An 18,632-nucleotide genomic window follows, 5' to 3' on the forward strand; every position below is an offset into this window, starting at 1 on the left:
CCATTTGAATACTTTATGCTGATTTAACGAATAGTCCTGATTCAGAGAATAGCATTAATTTTCAGATGCTCCACAAACTAATATCAAATATTGTTGGACACGTAAGAGTAAGGTATTTATATTTAGTATAGTATGTTGAAGTATGAAATATACATATTCGTATACTTTAGGTTCTGGAGTACCCCTAGGAGGAATAGGTACAGGCTCTTTTGACATAAGAGCAGACGGAAGACTATACGAATGGACAATATTCAATAACGGAAGCTACGCAGAAAGACAAGACTTAAGATACACTTACTACCTTAATGAGCTTGATTCATTCATAGTAGTCAGAAATAATGAAGGCAAAGCAAGAATTTTACAATCATTCGACTATTATTACGGTGCAAGTCCTTATAACGTACCATGGTTAAAACCAATAAAAGAAATAGAATACATAGGAGAACCACCAATAGCGTACTTGACATTCAAAGACTCCTTCAACGTAAAAATGAAAGCCTTCTCACCATTCATCCCACACGACATAAAAAACTCATCCCTACCAACAGCAATATTAAAAATTAGTACAGACGAACCCTCAGACTTTATATTCGGAATCAAAAACCCCTTCGAAAACGGAAAAATAGAAACTAAAGACGACATGATAATATTCTCTGGCAATACAAGCGATAGAGACCCTAGGTACAATGGAAACTTATGCGTAAAAATAATAGGCGAAAAACCGTTTACATCTAAATTAACCTCATTCCCTAATTTAAAAGAATGGAGCGAATTTAGGCAGACAGGAAAAATCACGGCAAAAAGTGGTGATAATATAGGTTTAATAGGTGCTAGAGGGAAAGAAGTTACAATAATTATTTCTTGGTACTTTCCAAACCACTTGTTAGAAAATGGAAAGAAGGTAGGCCATTATTACGAAAACTTCTTTTCCAACTGCGTAGATGTAGCTGATTACGTTAGCTTAAATTTAAATTACTTAGAAACAAAAACAACTCAATTCCATGATTTATTATATTTTTCTCAAGGTATTGAAAATTGGATATCAGATTTAGTAGGGTCTCAATTATCCACTTTAATAAAATCTACTTGGCTAGGAAAGGATGGATTTTTTGGAATCTGGGAAGGTTATTTTAACACAGCAGACGTAAGAAAAAATGGCCAATATCCTTATACGGGTGGACCACTATTTACCGCACTAAATACTATAGATGTTCTTCTCAACTCTATGTATTCAATTTTGGTTTTATTTCCAGAATTTGCGAAAAACATAATCAAAAATACTGCATCAAACATCTTGGATGAAAATAAACTTGATTATATAATATATGCGCTAGCTATAAATGAGAATAGACAGAAATATTTGGAAAAAATATCCAAAGATCCATCAATACCAACTAACTTTGAAAAACTTCTTAATACAGTAAAAGAAATAGTAAAAGAAACGGGCAAAGATCCTAGAGGAAGAGTACCCCATCTTATCATGGATAATTCGAAGGTAGATTCGTATGATAGAAATGATCTTAATCCAGAATTTGTATTATTATGGTATTTAACATCAAAAATGACAGGAGACAAGGAACTTTTAGCTAGTATTTATGATAAAGCAAAAGAAGCCATAGACTCTATCTTAAGAACGCATTCATATGAAGGACTAATGTATAATCGTTTACCGGTGGGAGTAGACTGGATGAGAGTCTTGCGTCAAGAATTTAAGGATTCTATAAGGGGAGTATCAAATAGTATTTTACCTATTTTAGGGTATGATATGCTTACGATGAGTATGCAAACTTATGATGATTGGACTATGCTTGGAATTACCTCATTCGAGTCGTTAATATGGTTGGCTTCTCTGCAGGCTATTAATGAAGCTTCTTTTAAATTGAAAAAAGATTATAAGTATGATATACCTTTGCAGACTTTCATTAAATACTTGTGGAATGGAGAATATTTCGATCTATGGTATGATCCAATCTCAGGGTATAGGGATAAAGCTTCTAATGCGTCTCAGTTAATAGGAGAATGGTATATGACTTTACTTGATATGAACTTGTTAGATAAGGAGATTGTTAGAAAAACGTTGAAGTCTATAATGAATTATAACTTTAAGGAGGAGGAAGGAGTAGTTAATGGAGCGTACCCGGATGGATATAGGCCATTTGAGAGTAATTATGAGAATCCTTTAAATCTTCCTGCTTCTATTCAATTAGATACGCCTTGGAGTGGTGTTGAATTTTATGTAGCATCTCATTTAATATATGAAAAAATGGTGAATGAGGGGGTTAGAGTGCTTAAAGAAATTTATGATAAATATACAGTGGCTGGAGACTTCTGGAATCATTTAGAGTATGGGGGTCATTATCTTAGAGCACTTTCAGCTATTACGATAATTCCGGCATTTGAGGGTTTAGTGTATGATGCGTTTAGCAATTCCTTGTCGATAGATCCTGCGGTAAATGAACTTACGTGGATTCTGTTATTGCCTTCTGCGTGGGGTAAAATTAGTATAAATGGATCAAATATCACAATTACTGTAGTGAGTGGGAATCTTAAATTAAATGTGTTAAAATTGAAACATAAGCCTACTGGAATTAAATTGAATGGGGTTAATGTAGAATTTAAGGTGGAAGAGAATGATAGGATCCAAGTCTTAGTTAATCTTGATTTGAAGGAGGGGGATGTATTAGAAATCATTTAGGAATAACGTGAACTACCACGCCCTTACGGACGTGGCATCCCCACCTCGCGATGAGGATTTCCTGCTTCTCAGGGGAAACTTACTATACACCACCTCGTGAAAGGCAATGTACAGTAGAGGTTTCCCCTCCACAGGCAGAGAGGCAGTCCCAACCCCATCCTTCAAAACATTCAAAGAAGCATTATAATCACGGTCTATTACAAGACCACAATTAGGACAATGAAATACCCTATCAGATAAACTAAGTTTCACTTTATACCCACACCTAGAACACGTTTGTGACGTATACGCTGGGTCTACCTCCACCACCTTCCTACCAGCTCTTACAGCCTTGTAGAAAAGTTGATGGAGAAAAGACGAAAACTTAGAATAAAGAATGTGTTTTCTTAACCTACCAAAAGAATCTAACACCATCCTTTGCGTATTTAACTCCTCAACAACTATCACATCATAATTTCTCACTAACCACGTTGTTACCTTGTGAATATAATCCCTAAGAGTATTCTCAAGCCTTTCATAAGCCTTAGCAAGCTTCAGCCTAGCCTTTTCCGATTCCTTGAACCCTTCCTCCTTCTCGATAACCTCCTCTGCAACAATCTAATCCTTTCCTCCCTCTTATCTAACAGTTTAGAATTCTCAATCACAACACCATCACTCGTTGTAACAAATTTCTCTACGCCCAAATCAACACCCACAATTTTGCCAGTCTTCTCGATGGTTGTTTTTCTTGCTCAACTTGAAATATTGCATACCACTTATCTGTTTTGCTTCTCTTTATGATGACTCCTTTTATTTTTCCTTGTATTGGCCTATGCAAGAGTACTTTGATTTCTCCTATTTTTGACAGATAGAGTTTATCCCCTTGTAGTTTGAATCCTGATTGGTTGTACCAGATTATTTTGAATATTTTTTTGTGTCTTAGTTTTCCTACTTTCTTTCCATTTTTCTTCAATTTTGATAAAGAGTTGATGTTGTACCAGAGTATGTTGTTTATCATTTGTAAAGCTTTTGAGTATACTTCATGTTTTTCTTTCATGTTCTTGAGTAATTTTTGTGTGTCTAGTTGTGTTACTTTTATTCCTTGTTTTTTCTTTTCTGTTATGTAATCCAATAACGAGTTGTATACTTTTGCTTCTGTTTCCATTGTCTTGGCGAGTTTTTGTTCTACCTCTGGTGTTGGGTATATTCTATACTTATAAGATAAGGTTACTGTATTCTTATTCTTTTCCTTGGTTTTCAACATATTGTTTTAGCGCCTCTAGTGTTACTTGTCCAGCTAGGAAGTATGAGGGAGCCCATAAGTGTACTTTCCAGAGTTTTACTTCTGGGAAGTTTTTCTGTATTTCTCTTGATGTTATTGTTTTTATTGTGTTTATGTATCTTGGTATGTTTAGTGTTGGTTTTGCTTTGAATACCCTATGGAAGTGGTCTTTATCTACATCAATTTCAATAACATCGACCTCAAACGTTTCGCTAATTTCGTAAATTAGTTTCTTTGGGAAGTCTATTGTTTTATCGTTGTCAAATGTTTTTTCCATGTTTTACTACTTATATTTATAGTAGAGTGAGTAGACTGAATGTGAATCTCCTAGAGTTTGTAACGCATAGTTCATAAAATTTTTAATAACTATAAATAAAAACTTTTTCTATAAGGGGGCTATCCATCCCAACTTCTGATGGGGACTTCCGCCCCCTTAACCCCCAGTAATGTTAAAAATTTTTTATTGGCATCCCTTTATCTAACGTAGTTTGGATTTTCTGAAGAGTTAACGTCAAGAGGTATGTATTACGAGATTTCTATTTCTCCTAATCCTATTCCTCTGCTTTTTCCTAAGCCTAAAAATGATGAGACTAGTAAGTATTTTATTATCCTTTTCTTTAATTTTTTCGATTTTATATCAAATTCTATCCAACCCATTGGTCCTCTGGTTTTTCTCAGGTTTCCTTTATCGTCTCTTCCTATGATTATTGTTATTGGTTCTAAGCTGAAGCCGAATACTTCGCTTAGTGCGTTTGTTAGTACTCCTATTTTGAATTGTCTTGTGTCTAATTCTGGGTTTTCGTTTTTTCCTAATGCTGATAAGTATGTTTTATATGCGTATGAGGATATTAATCCTATGGATGGTAGTATTGAGTATCCTGAGCGTACGGATTTGTATTTTTCTTTTAAAGATGGAGGTAATAATACTTTTGATGTGAGTAGTGGTGGTGTTAGGAATTTTATTTTTATATTTTTTTCTAAGTATTTTTCTGTTTTTATGCTTGATAGGTCTAATAGGTCTATCCTGTCTACTGTGATTACTATTTTTCCGAATGGTGTATCGTATGTGTCTTCTTTTATTTCGTCTATTGATTTTTCGTAAAAGGGGAATGAGATTGATGAGGATGCCATTTGTCCTTTTGATATTTTTAGTATTTCTCCTTTTGAAAATAGGCGTTTTCCTTGTGTTCCTACCATTGAAATGAATAGTGGTTTGTTTTTGTCTTTGCTTTTTACCAGGTCCTTTAATGAAGGAAAAATGTAACCTTGAAGGATTAAGGTTTTTAATATTCTGGATGAAGGGGCTGGCAGGATTAAATCTTGGAGTGGTGTCATGTTTATCGTAAATTTTACAATACGCATACTACATAGTAGTGATGGCATATTAATAAGCGTTTAGGAAAATGATAAAGAGCTAGTTTGTGGATTATCTGGAAATTAAGCTATTCTCCTTATCAGAATGATCCGCAGAACCAACGTAAAGATTCAAATGGTACACACACTTCGCTTAAAATTGGAGGGATTTTTATTGAAATTCCAGGTTTATGGTTTATTGGGTACATTTTGTGCTATGCTGGTTTAAATAGTGTTAAGGTATAACATTTTTTCTTTGTATTAAACAGGAGTAAAAGCTTTAGTGTGCAAGTTTATTTGAGGAAAGCTTAAATAAGGAAAGAGGTAATAATGTTTTACTTAATCTCTTATAGATTTGCTCTTTTAGTTTGTGTGATATGTAGATTAGCTTTCTCTTAATTAAACTGATAGTAGAATCAATGTGAAATATAGTACGCGCTTTTACTCTTTTCTCTGTCAAGTAAGCAGGATCCTCATATTATCTGTTTATTTAATTAGTTTGTGTAGTATCTCATTGCTTAACGCTTATTCAACAGAGATTTCTACTTTAGAGAATAGCCTTAATTTCCAAATACTCCACAAACTATTATTTAATTATCTAAATTGTAAATTATCTATACATTATTTGAAAGAACCTACTAAATATTGATAAAATTAAAGCCTTTAATACTGTATTTTATATATACAAGAAGAGAATAATTTTAAAAAATATTGATTTTATAGCGAATTCTGTTAAAAAATATTTAACAATTTTAAATCATGGTTTTTAGTTTGTTGAGCATTGAAAATTGACGTTATATCAGATAGAACAATGCGCAGTAGCGTAAATTATTCATATGATACGCACTACTTAGACTATAAGTAAGAAAAATGGAGTGTAGTTTTGTGCTTTAGTATCCTAAGGATTGCAAACGCTAAGTGTGTAAAATGTTAATGTTAGTGTTTGTAAGAATCTAATCGTTTTCAACTTCAACGCATTTATCGGTTTTCCCTGCATAACATACTTCTATCTTATCTTCTTTTAGGAGTCTTTTCAAAATTATTGCTAGGCTTAGTTCGAAGTAGGCTCTGTAGTGTTGTTCGTTTCTTATTCTGGAGTAATCTGGAGCTGCATATTTTATTTGAGTATATTTTGATAATGGTAAGTATTTCCAATTTTTATAAGCTTTTTTATCTCCTGTTAATATTATTGCTTTATCTAGTAATGTTGGATCTATTTTTGGTACTGCTATGTCGCAGAGTTCCGTTATTGTTGGTATTATTTTAGTTTTTCTTAGTAATCCTTTTAGAATTTCGTAGAGAACATCATAAAATTCTCCTTGTTTATGATCTTTTTCCTGAAACCATTTATTTTCTATTTCATATATTGCACACTGGGGTATTGCTAGTCCTTTTATTTCGTAAGTATGTATTCCATTGTAAATTAAGTTTGTATCGACTAAAACTAGGTCTGCTCCTTCTACTATTTCGTTCAGTTCTTTTTGAGATTCGTCTTCTTGAACGACTATTGGATATAAGCCTATTAATTTAAGTATATTATTAGGTAAATATTCTAATCTTTTAATTTTCTCAGAATTTGTTATGTTTTTAAGTCTGCATTCTTTTTCGTGATAATATTCTTTGCATAATATTTCGAATAGTTTCTCATTGAGTGATACTCTTTTATCTAATGGTGTATTTGTTGAGTTGAAGTAAGAATCTGATAAATTCATAGGGCCGTTTTCTTCACTTGTAATTCTGATGTCAAATGTTGTCTTTAAAGAATCTTTGGAGTTAAGTTCTAGACTTAGTTTGTACATTTCTTTGAGAAATTGATTGCCTTTTGCTAGCTCATCTATTTTTTTCAGTAGATTTTCTTTTATATTAACTAAAGCGTTGGTTTCTTGGACTTCAGCTTGACCGTATATTTTGTAGTCTTCTACTAGTCTTGGTACGAAAGGGTAAAAGTAATTGTACCATGGACCAAAAGAGAAGATGTAGGAGATTTTTGGATATTCTAATTGTCCCATTATCATTGCAGTTATGTTTGCGCCTGAGCTTGGGACGAGGTAAATTTTTTCACATTGATCTTTTATTTTTTCTATCTCTTCTTTTCCTTCTGTGTGTAGTTGGACTTTCTCTATTTTTAATGTGTTTGAGACAATTTCTTCTATTTTATTTAGCGTTGGTTTGTTGAAGTTTGAATATAAAATGAAGAATGCATCTGGATTTACGAGTTCGTAAGATCTGAATATTGCTGAAATTGAGCTTTCATATGCTAGGTCGGAACGGTTTATTGGAATTATAACGCATTTTTTATACATGATTATTATACCTTATTAGAAAATTTTAAATTTATCTTTCAATAAATTAAGTTTGTGGAGTGGATGGAAACTGAGGCTTTCCTCTTAATCAGCTTAAAATATTCAGATGCTCTACTACAAATTATTCAAGGATTCCCTTAGCTAGTATACTAAGTTAATCTATTTTTCTAATTTATATGATGTTAACTTAGGTTTAGTATGTGATGTTTGATCACTTAATGTATATTCCACGAACTCTGATGAACAATGGAAAGGTTTACTTATTTTATCAGGGTGTCATGTACGCATCTTGATTATCACGTCTTACCAGAGTAATATTTTTAAAAGTCCATTACTCATTTATTTTTATGAATCTCGATGATTTTTACACAATAGAGGTTGACGAAGCTGGGACTCCATATAGTTATTTGCAACAAAAGTTTAAGGATATTTTGAAAATATGTTCTAAAAATATAGAATTTTGTGGTTATAATTTATATCCTCATCAATTTGATTCTTTGAACTATTTATTAAAAGGCGAGGATATTATACTTAGGGCTGAGACTGGAAGTGGTAAGACTGAGGTTTGGGTTTCTTATGCTCTAGAAAAAGATAGTACAGTTTTAGTAGTTTACCCTACTAAGGCTTTAACTAATGATCAGCTTTATAGGATCGCTAAGTATTATAAGCAGGCGGGCTATTCTGTAGATGTTGTAGAAAACACTAGGGGTAATGAGAAGAGGATCGAAATTTATGGTGATGTAGTTAGATATGATGGCGATACTAGTAAGAAAGTTAGGGATTATGTTAGTAATGCTAAGGTTGTTTTAACTAATCCAGAAATGTTGCTTCTGGGTTTGAAGGGGAGGAATGCGTTATCTTCCTTTTTGTCTGGAGTTGATTTGATTGTCGTTGATGAATTGGATTTTTATCGTAGTTCTAAGTCTACTGTTCTTTTATTTTTGATAAAAAAGGTTTTAGAAAGGTCTAGTAGAGATCCTAGAATAATTATTATGAGTGCTACTTTAAATAATGTAAATAGCATAATGACCTTCTTTAAGGATAGAAAGTTCCACATTATTCAAGGAAAGGCTTACAGGCCTAAAAATAAAACGTACATTGTTTTAGGAAAGGGTATTAAATTTAACAGTATAGATGAAATATTAAAAAATAGTTTTCTTGCTCAGGAAATATTAAGGTTGAATAGGGATTACAGTGATGAGATAATAAAAAGGGCTAAGTCTAGTGGTTCTACAATTGTATTTGTCCCTACTACAAATATGGCAGAGAATTTATCTGGAAAGACTGATGTACCTTCTCATCATTCTAGGGTTAGTAGAAGGAATAGGGAAGAGATAGAGAGAAAATTGAGGGATGGAGAATTGAATGCTGTAATTACTGTGAAAACTCTTCAACAAGGTATTGACGTAGGAACTATTACTAGAATTATTCACGTAGGATTACCTAATAATCTTTCGGATTTTCGTCAGAGGGAGGGTAGGAAAGGGAGAAGAATTGATATTAAGGAAACTGAAAGTATAATAATTCCTATAAGTTGGGACGATTTAGTAAGGGCGAAATATTTTCAGGTCTGGAAGTCTATGGAGAATGAGAGTTTGATTATAAACTCTGATAATAAAATTATAGATGAATATGATGAATGCATAAAGTCACCAGATATTGAATGCAAATTTTATGATGTTTACAATAATATTACTGCTTATATTTATGATGGCAATGAGTTTAGACAATCATCTGATAAATTCTCTTGGAGAGTTTACGTGGAAACTAAGATTAAAGGTACTATTGATCGTCAAAACCGATCTTTAACCTTTGAATCTGGGAAAATTATAGGAGATAATACGCAAATTTTGGAAACGCAAGTAGAATTTGACAGCGCGAAATTTTTAGGAAAGGAAGTACAGTTTCCAGAATGCTTGAAGGAAGCAATATATAGCTACGATCAAGTAGTAAAAAGATGGGGACAGAAGGGAGATTTCTTCAAGGATATAGCGTATGGAAAAGTTTACAGCATGGTGAGTTTGAATGTAATTATTCCTGAAAAGGGTGGATATGTTCAAGTCACTGAGTTTCCGAAGGACGTAGTTTGGGAAATTGAGTCTAGGGAGAGAGTAAGTAAAGTTAAATTGTCAGATGGAACAGAAATACCAACTTATGAGTATTCTGATATTAGTTTATCAGATTACTGCAGATTACCGAAACCTAAGTACAATTTTAAAACCTATGCTTACGTTTCTGAAATTCAGCCATCAGATATGAAGGAAGGAGATCTAGCCATGGATTTTATATTAGCATTACTTAGAAAAAATTATTTCATAGAGTTAAATGCAATTAAGTATGACATATCGAATAACTTACTCAAAATCTGGGAGTCAGAACCAATAGCTTTGTTAAAACATTTAAGAGAGGATAAAAAAACGTTGGTAGGAGATAAAGAATTAACGTGCACAGAATTAATGAATGATGTCGAAAATGCTACAATTGATTTTCAACTAAAATTAATTCTGGATATGATTAATCCAAAGGATTTAATAAATATTCAGAAGAATTTTGAATCAATTAAAAATTTAGCTAAGAGATACGTTTACTATATTTGCGATGCAGTATTAATAAAGGAGAAACTAGTTCCGTCAAGTTTACCAGAAAATACTGCAATAATAGATTATCAATTTGGAAAATATTATGTGGCAACAAAAGAGAGTGAAAAAATGCTGTTAAAATTAGATGAGGTAAAAAACGAACTATTTAATTTAGCCCTTAAAAATTACCAGAAATTTATACTGTATGGAATAAATAAAAGCGAATTTGGAGCTTTAAAGGAATTTTCAGTAGACGTTGACGAGTTGGTCAAAAAAATATTTGACTCTCCCATTACACTGTCTAAAGTAGAAGAAAATCTATTAGGGACAACTAAAATTTTGGAAAAAGAAATAGAAATAAACAATAAATTAAATGAAAATAAAGAAGTAACAAATGAGGACTATGAACAATTGTTCAAATTGAGGGCAAGAATGATAGCAGCACTGTACAATTATATAGAAAAAATGCAAGATAAGTCAATAAATGATAATTCAATCTAGCTTTTAGTTTGAGGATCTGAAATAAGTTTTTCTCTTTATTAGAGCTATTCCCAGAATAATCGCTAGTTTTGAAATGCTATATACACCAATAGACTTACAGATTGACGAAACCGGATTAATTGTATACTCAAATTTCCCTTAGTTAGATTTAATTGTTTTTCTTTTTTCATATTATTATGTTAATTGATGCAGTACGTAAAGGAGATTTAAAAGAAGTTGAGAAGCTCCTAAATAGTGAAGATTTGAACGTTAGGGATAAGAATGGATACACTCCTTTGCATTACGCTTCGAGATTTGGATATTATGAAATAGTAAACCTTCTTTTAGAACATGGTGCTAACCCAAACGTTCAAGAAAAACATGGATCAACCCCATTACACATAGCTGTTTATGATGGAAGGATCGAAATAGTTAATACTCTCCTTTATCATGGTGCTGACCCTAATATAAAGAATAGAGATGGATGGACTCCTTTGCATATTGCTTCTAGCAAAGGCTATTCTGAAATAGTTAAGATTTTACTAGAGCACGGAGCTGACCCGAACATTCAAGAAAAACATGGATCTACCCCATTGCACGTGGCCGTTTACGATAGAAAAGCTGAAATCGTTAAAATTTTACTAGACCACGGAGCAGATCCCAATATAAGGAATAACAAAGGAGAAACTGCAGTTCAGTTAGCTAATTGGAGAAGTCCTGAAATTGCAGAAATTATAACCAGGAAGACTCAGACTAATCATTCTTTTGATAACTTAAAATTGAAATCGGAAAATATAAAAAATGAATCTTTAGGCAAATACTTTCTAGTTGAAAAGATAGGGGAGGGAGGCTTTGCTACAGTTTACAAAGGTAAAGATAAGAATGGAAAAGAAGTTGCAGTAAAATTGTATAAGAGTACGTCAAAGGATTTCGTAAAAGAAGTAGCAGTATGGTTAAACTTAAACCATCCTAACATAGTAAAATTGCTTGACTACGACATAACTCCAACGCCTTACGTAGTCATGGAACTGATGAAGGGAGGAACATTAGAAGGAAAGAAGTTTGATAAAATTACTGCAACCAGAATTATTCTAGACACTCTTCAAGGTTTAAAGTACGCTCATTCTAAGGGGATAGTACACAGAGATGTTAAACCTTCAAACATTCTGTTAGATGAAAATGGAAGAGCAAAAATCTCTGACTGGGGCATTGCTAAGCTTACAGAAAGAACCACTTCTACAGAGTTGTCCATGACTCTTCAGTACGCTTCTCCAGAAGAATTAAGCGGTTTGCAAGTGGACGAGAAGAGTGACATTTATCAAGTTTGTGAAGTATTTTACGAGATATTAACTGGTAAACCAGCATTTTCCGGCGATTTAATCACTATTACAAGTAAGAAGACTTCTGAGAATTTTGTTCTACCTTCAGTCTTTGATTCTTCTCTAGCTGAGTTCGACCCTCTCTTTAAGAAGTGTTTTTCTCCTAGGAAGGAGGATAGATACTCTGACGACGAGTTAATCAAGATTTTGTCTAATAATTTAATAAATACTGCAAATGTTACTGTTTCAAAGACTAATTCTTCTTATGCTTATGTTGAATTGGCTTACGCTTACGCTAGGCTGGGAGATTATGAGAGGGCTTTGTTCTGGTTGAAGGAGTTAAATAAGAGAGTGGACTGTAAAGATGTTATTCAAGTTTTAGAATTGAAAGTTAAGAGTAATTATGGTACGCAGGAGGAAGTGTTGAAGAGTATTGAGTTATTGAGAAGTAGAATTGGTTTACACAATTAATTTATTTTGTGTTTGGATCTGACTCTATCCACGCCCCTAAAGGATACTCTACAAACTATTAATGTGTATCATTTGAATGCTTAATTCCACGATAGTCTGATTAAGAGAAGATCTTTAGATAACCCACGAAATATTGATAAATTGTTTTTATAGTTATTAATAAACCATTTTAAAATGTAGTATAAGAAACTTACCTAAAAATATCACATAGAATATTTATCATTATAATTTAGTGTGTATAACCTAAATACTTTACATCGATAGTATAATCCGAGAGTTCACGGAAAATCACCTTGTGATTCTTTAATCACAAAAGAAACTAAGTTCATATTATAGCTAAACTTTTTTGCAGTTCGGAAGATAACAAAAGAAACTAAAATTTTTATCTGATTTCACTTTATCTTGTTCTTATAATTACGAAAAGAGAGACTAGTGAGTTTGTTTTCTTAACTCTTTCTTCATTAGTCCCAAATTTACAAAATGAGAAAAATAGATTCGATTTTCTGGACTTAGATATTTCGACTGTTACGGATGTATTAACTAAAAGCGATAAAGCTTGAACTCTCCTAGAAAAATCAATTAGCTTTAGTTATGTTTATTAGCTTTCTTTCCCATTTTATTATATGATTGATTTAGAAAAATTAAAAAGAGATGCAAATGAGATTGAACCTTGGATAATAGATTTAAGGAGGAAGATTCACGAAAATCCTGAGCTTTCTTATAAGGAATTCAATACTGCAAAAATAGTTTCTGATACTCTTAAAAAGCTGGGAATATCAGTGGAGGAGGGAGTTGGTTTACCTACAGCGGTTGTAGGAAAATTAAAGGGATCGAAGCCTGGTAAAACTGTAGCGTTAAGGGCAGATATGGATGCGTTACCTGTTGAAGAACAGGTTGATGTTCCATTCAAATCTAAGGTAAAAGGTGTAATGCATGCTTGTGGTCATGATACTCATGTTGCTATGCTTTTGGGTGCTGCAGCGCTTCTGGTGAAAAATAAGGAGTTGGTTTCTGGTGAGATTAGGTTTTTGTTTCAGCCTGCAGAGGAAGATGGAGGATTGGGTGGAGCTAAGCCAATGATTGATGCTGGAGTAATGAAGGGAGTTGATTATGTTTTTGGATTGCATATTTCATCATCGTATCCTGCTGGAGTTTTTGCTACTAGGAAAGGACCACTGATGGCTACGCCTGATTCTTTTAAGATTATAGTACATGGAAAAGGAGGGCATGGATCGGCACCGCATGAAACTATAGATCCCATCTTTATTTCTCTGCAGATTGCTAATGCAATATATGGAATAACTGCTAGACAAATAGATCCTGTAGAACCTTTTATAATTTCAATAACTTCTATTCATTCTGGAACAAAGGATAATATTATTCCTGACGATGCAGTAATGGAAGGTACCATTAGAAGTTTGAACGAAAATGTGAGGAAGAAGGCAATTGATTCAATGAGAAGGATAGTATCGTCTATCTGTAGTATATACAATGCAAGTTGTGAAGTGAATTTTATGGATGATGTTTATCCTACCACGGTAAATAATCCTGAAGTTACGGAGGAGGTTATTAAGATACTTTCTTCAATATCAAAGGTTGAGGAGACTAAGCCTATACTTGGCGCTGAAGATTTTTCTAGATTTTTGCAGAAAGCTCCAGGTACGTATTTCTTTCTTGGGACTAGAAATGAGGAAAAAGGGTGTGTTTATCCAAATCATAGTTCTAGATTTTGTGTTGATGAGAGTGTTCTTAAGTTAGGAGCGTTAGCGCATGCTGCTATAGCTATAGAATTTTCTAATAAATAATAGGAAAAAGAGTGTGTATAGATAATAATATCTTTTTTTCTCTTCTTCTTTTTCCTATTTAAGAAATGAAATTTTTCATAGTGAGTGTAGTATTTGAATAATGGACGATTGTCTGATTTAGAGAAAGCTAAATTTTCAGACTCTCACAAACATACTTCATTATTAGGAAGGAGTTTTACTTGTTACTTTCAAATTTTGAAGTGATAGATGTTATGTTTTCTCTTCATAAGGATTTCAAATTGGTCTTACAAAATGTATATTGTTTAAATAACAACTTCTAAATTTTAAAATCTTCTAGTTTAAGTGCGTTTAAATTCTAAAAATTTTTAGTAATGGATTTAAGACTTACTTATAATTTCGTCTAGTGTTTTTGCGTTTTTTGTTTTTCCTAATAATTCTTTATCGTAAGTTACTAGAGTTAGGTTGTTTTCTTCTGCTATGTAAACGTATGCGCTGTCGTAGAATGTTAAGTTTCTTTCAATTGCTAATTTTAATACTTTGGTGTAATCGATTTCGGTTATTAAATTGAATTTTTCTATTATTTTAAGAAAGTTTTGCATTGTTTCTACTGGATCTTTTATTTTATTTTTGATTTTACTTTCTTTCCATAAGACGTTACCGATTTCGTAAATTGTCAAGTCAAGAATATAAGCGTTTGAAAGGAAGTTGAGATTTATTTTTCCTCTTAATAGTTCTATAATTAGTGGATATAGTGCTGAAGTATCAAAGAGATATTTATCTTTCATTTCTGGTTTCTCTCACTAGATGTGTCCATTCTTCTATTTTAACTTCTTTCATGTTTTCTGCTATTATTTCTGCTGATTTTTTTATTTCTTCTTCTTCTTTTTTCTTGATTTCTTCTTCTAGGGCTTTTTCTACTACTTGCCTTATATCTATTCCTAATTTTTCGGCTTTCTCTTTTAGTTGCTTTCTGACTCTAACAGAGATAACGTCAGACATAATTCTATATACGTTATTACTGTATATAAGGATTACGTATACGAAAAAGAAATTCAGTTCTAGGAGTTCTTCCTTTGCCTTAGGAGAAATAGTTTGAAGGATCTTCATAGTTATATCTTTCTCTTGGTAGACTTCTCATTGGGTTTAGTGTGTTTCTGCTCACATTTTTATAATTTTTTTGAAAAACTAAGGAAAAGTATATATAGATATAATGTTTACTCGTAGTATGGAAATTGGTGTTTATTGTAGTTCTACTTATAGCTTAATTAATATTTGTGATAAGGTTAATTTTAAGCTGAATTCATCTAATATTTCCTCATGGTTAAAGGAAAGAGAGAAGGATAAGTATTTGATTTTTGGAGTTGATGTTATTCCAGATGTAATTTTTAAAACTGAAAATGTCCCTTTGACTTCTAATCTAATTTTTCAATTTATGCAAAAAGGTGGAAAGGTAATCTGGATTGGAGATACGCCTTTCCAGTATATAGAAAAAGAAGGAAGAAGGATGGAGGCTAATGCTCAGCCTTTACCTATTACCTTGGTAAATTCTGTTAGGACTGATAATTCTTTATTAGGAAAGCTTTTGGATTATAAACAGGGAGAGTCTTTGAGGCCTATAGCGAAGAATTCTCAGTTTCTCCCTATTACTATGGCGTATGGAGAGAAAGGAGATGTGGTAGGTTATTCTTCGTGGATATATAAATATGGGAAGGGATTGTTTATTCGTCTTTATGATTCTAAAGTTGTTGATGTTAATTATCTTCTTTCTTTTCCTGAAAGGTTTGAAAAGATAAATAATGGAATTAGAATAAAGAATTTTAGGAAATTTGATGACTTTTTTCTGAAAATTCCGCCTTTTAAGATTATGCTAATTTCTGGAGATAATAATTCTGGCAAAACTACTATTTTGGAATCTATTGCATTGTCTAATGATGAGGAAAAACAGAAAGTTATGAAATATAGGAGGACTAAAGAATTGCTTAAGGAGAATTCTATAATTGAATTTTTAATAAATAAGAAATATTCTGTATTGGATAGTTCTGATAAGATTGGGGATACTATTTCATCTTATCTGATTTATTGTAATTTAATTGACGATGAAATTGAAAGAATAAAAGGAAGGGTGGATGAGATTTTATCTAGTGGAGAATTAGGAAGGATAAGTGAGGAAGTGTCTTCGCAAATTGATGATGTGTTTTATGTGTACTTCGATCCTAATAAAGAATTGAGGATAATATTTAAGGATAGAAGGGATGTGAGAATTTCAGATTTAGGACAAGGATACAAGAGTTTTATAATATTTCTAATGACTTATCTTATCAATAAACCTGAGTTGTTGTTAATTGATGGGATTGAAGGATTTATGATTCAGCCTAATTTATTGAAAAACTTCATAAAGTATCTTTTAGAACATGAAGTAAGAACTATAATAACAACTCAAAGTTCAGAAGTTATCCAATATTTTAGTAATATATCTAAAGAATTAGGAAAATCAGGAGATATTATATATTTACATAATCTGGAAGTAAAAAATGGTGTTCAATAAATTGTGTATAGTCTGAGAATTTAGATTGAATTTTTAGTTTGTGAAGCATCTGAAAATTGAGGCCGTTCTCTAGAACAGAACAATCCTTAGAACTAGCGTAAAGTATTCAAATGATGCACACTATTGAATTTTAGGTTGATTACTATAGAAGTTTAGTGTAACGTTTAACCAATTTACATGAGTAAACATCCTCTTTTTACTATACACTGATCTAAAGTGCGTAACTTGAGAGAATTTAGGTTATCTTTTAACTAAGGAGATTTTTCATTAACTATTCTTAAGAACCTTAAGAAAAATCTAAATTATCTGGCTAATAGAATAATTAATACTACTACTGTTGGAATTATTGCTATTAAGCTGATAAGTATTAATAATCCTGTCCTGTTTCCCAAGTTTATAGTGTATCCAAATCCGTTTCTTCTTGGAACCATTATTCTTGGATCAGCTGGATTGTAGTAGATAATTCCTCCTTTCCAGTATTTGTCGTCATTGAAAACTTCATTATTTACTACAATATTGCGTAAGTACGATCCTCCTTCTACTCCTACTTTAAAGTAGAAAATGGTGGTTAGTAGAAAGATTGTTGAGACCATTGATACTAGGAGTTCTGGTATGTAAGTAATTTTTAGGAATCCCCAAATGAAGAAGGAAATGGATGTCATTAAAGTTCCAATAATAAACAATATTACTCCTGATAATATTACTACGCTTTCTTTAAACTTTGAATAAGCTATGTAACTTTGTTCTGGATATGCTGGATTTATTATATTTGGTGTCTTAGCAGAAATTAATGTAAAGATTGTAATTAGTGAGAATGGTATTAGTGCTATAAGGTCTATTAGGAAGAATTTAATGATTGTCTTAGGTACGTATTCGATTTTTCCAGAAGATAATACATGATAAGGGATTTCTGCAGGAGCACTGCTATAGTATACTATACCTATAATTATTGTAGAAATTAAGACGATCCAAGCTAAAATGAGTGGCATATAGATCATTTTTCCTTGTGGTGTTGATATTATAGCGTATCTTTTTGTTGGTTCTGGTAATTCTTCTCCTCTTTCTTTTATAACGACTCTTCTCCAATATACTACATTCATTGATGATAGGAATGCGAAAATTAATGGTGTGAATATGTCTATGAACAGGGAATTAATGAGTGTTAATAGTAAGCTTAGGATTGCTGCAAGGATTAAGGTTAGTCTATATTTTAGTACAATAGTTTTTCCTTCTTTTTCTTTTTTAAATTCTGTTTTTACTCTTGCTCCTAAAAGTATGTCTGGAGCCTGTAAGTCAGGTAAAAAGAATTCCATGATGAATGCTAGAAGGACTACAGCAATAGGTACAATTATAATGGATATCATGAGTTCTTCACTTCAATTGTAGTTTTCGATATGAAGTTCATTATTTCTTCTAAGTTTACGTTGCTTGCTAGCGCTCTGTATATTCCTTTTTTTATAATTTCTTTCCATTTTTCATCTTGAATACTTGATTTTACAATATATCTCTTCTTAGCTATTGTTAAATAACCTTCGTTAACTAGGTTATTATACGCTTTATTTACTGTAAGCATGTTAATGCCTAACATTGATGCTAGTTCTCTGATAGATGGTATTGGATCGCCAGGTTTTAGTATTCCTTTTGCTATCAATTCGATTATTTGATCTTCTATTTGTTCGTAGATTGGAGTTTTGTCTTCTAGGTTAACAACTATTGTTATATTTGTCATAATACAAGTATAACATTATGCTCTTTTAAAGCTTTCTAACATAGGAATAAGGAGAAAAAGGATAAATAATTATGAAGTTATCATAAATCTGTAGAACATATTTTATTGAAGTAATATAATTCCTGAATATA

General features: G+C 32.1%; 11 protein-coding genes and 2 pseudogenes. 5 read left to right on the plus strand and 8 right to left on the minus strand.

What is annotated here, in order from left to right; genetic code table 11:
• Positions 1 to 142 precede the first annotated feature (142 nt).
• A complete protein-coding gene (locus B6F84_RS00170) occupies positions 143 to 2,695 on the plus strand; it encodes a GH116 family glycosyl hydrolase (RefSeq protein ID WP_148690345.1) in 2,553 nt (850 codons plus the stop codon).
• A gap of 12 nt (positions 2,696 to 2,707) precedes the next feature.
• Here the strand turns inward: B6F84_RS00170 and B6F84_RS00175 are convergent.
• The 4 genes and pseudogenes from B6F84_RS00175 to B6F84_RS00190 form a co-directional block, all read right to left on the minus strand.
• Positions 2,708 to 3,938 (minus strand): annotated as a pseudogene (locus tag B6F84_RS00175) (RNA-guided endonuclease InsQ/TnpB family protein).
• Positions 3,913 to 4,308, minus strand: a pseudogene (gene tnpA / locus B6F84_RS00180) (IS200/IS605 family transposase). The pseudogenes B6F84_RS00175 and tnpA overlap by 26 nt, the downstream one beginning before the upstream one ends.
• Before the next feature lie 173 nt (positions 4,309 to 4,481).
• On the minus strand, positions 4,482 to 5,318 hold the full coding sequence (gene cas6, locus B6F84_RS00185) for a CRISPR system precrRNA processing endoribonuclease RAMP protein Cas6 (protein ID WP_148690346.1): 837 nt from the start codon (positions 5,316 to 5,318) through the stop codon (positions 4,482 to 4,484).
• Positions 5,319 to 6,262: 944 nt separating this feature from the next.
• Complete coding sequence (locus tag B6F84_RS00190) at positions 6,263 to 7,612, minus strand: hypothetical protein (RefSeq protein WP_148690347.1); 1,350 nt, start codon at positions 7,610 to 7,612, stop codon at positions 6,263 to 6,265.
• Positions 7,613 to 7,959: 347 nt separating this feature from the next.
• Between B6F84_RS00190 and B6F84_RS00195 the strand changes: the two genes are divergently transcribed.
• The 3 genes from B6F84_RS00195 (at position 7,960) to cpsA (ending at position 14,266) form a co-directional block, all read left to right on the plus strand.
• Positions 7,960 to 10,692: a DEAD/DEAH box helicase gene (locus tag B6F84_RS00195; protein ID WP_148690348.1), complete on the plus strand. Its 2,733-nt coding sequence runs from the start codon at positions 7,960 to 7,962 to the stop codon at positions 10,690 to 10,692.
• Positions 10,693 to 10,868: 176 nt separating this feature from the next.
• Positions 10,869 to 12,461 (plus strand): ankyrin repeat domain-containing protein, encoded by a 1,593-nt coding sequence (locus B6F84_RS00200; RefSeq protein ID WP_148690349.1) that lies wholly within the window; start codon positions 10,869 to 10,871, stop codon positions 12,459 to 12,461.
• Positions 12,462 to 13,087: 626 nt separating this feature from the next.
• Positions 13,088 to 14,266, plus strand: coding sequence for a carboxypeptidase CpsA (cpsA, locus tag B6F84_RS00205; protein WP_148692778.1), 1,179 nt, complete (start codon positions 13,088 to 13,090; stop codon positions 14,264 to 14,266).
• Between the two features lie 338 nt (positions 14,267 to 14,604).
• On the opposite strand, the gene B6F84_RS00210 is transcribed toward cpsA, so the two are convergent.
• The gene (locus tag B6F84_RS00210) at positions 14,605 to 15,012 is read right to left on the minus strand and encodes a type II toxin-antitoxin system VapC family toxin (protein WP_148690350.1); all 408 of its coding nucleotides are present in this window, start codon (positions 15,010 to 15,012) and stop codon (positions 14,605 to 14,607) included.
• Positions 15,002 to 15,226, minus strand: coding sequence for a type II toxin-antitoxin system CcdA family antitoxin (locus tag B6F84_RS00215; protein ID WP_148690351.1), 225 nt, complete (start codon positions 15,224 to 15,226; stop codon positions 15,002 to 15,004). Before B6F84_RS00215 ends, B6F84_RS00210 begins: the two co-directional genes overlap by 11 nt.
• A gap of 226 nt (positions 15,227 to 15,452) precedes the next feature.
• Here B6F84_RS00215 and B6F84_RS00220 point away from each other — a divergent pair, with 226 nt between their 5' ends.
• Positions 15,453 to 16,772, plus strand: a complete 1,320-nt coding sequence (locus B6F84_RS00220; protein ID WP_187152717.1) for an ATP-dependent nuclease — start codon at positions 15,453 to 15,455, stop codon at positions 16,770 to 16,772.
• A 302-nt stretch (positions 16,773 to 17,074) separates the two neighbouring features.
• Here B6F84_RS00220 and B6F84_RS00225 read toward each other — a convergent pair whose 3' ends face one another.
• Both B6F84_RS00225 and B6F84_RS00230 read right to left on the minus strand, forming a co-directional pair.
• Positions 17,075 to 18,136, minus strand: a complete 1,062-nt coding sequence (locus tag B6F84_RS00225; protein ID WP_148690353.1) for a DUF5808 domain-containing protein — start codon at positions 18,134 to 18,136, stop codon at positions 17,075 to 17,077.
• Entirely contained in the window at positions 18,133 to 18,501 is a 369-nt protein-coding gene (locus B6F84_RS00230) for a GntR family transcriptional regulator (protein WP_148690354.1), read from the minus strand. The genes B6F84_RS00225 and B6F84_RS00230 overlap by 4 nt, the downstream gene beginning before the upstream one ends.
• Positions 18,502 to 18,632: the final 131 nt, after the last annotated feature.

It is taken from the genome of Acidianus manzaensis, assembly GCF_002116695.1.
Taxonomy (GTDB): Archaea; Thermoproteota; Thermoprotei_A; order Sulfolobales; family Sulfolobaceae; genus Acidianus; species Acidianus manzaensis.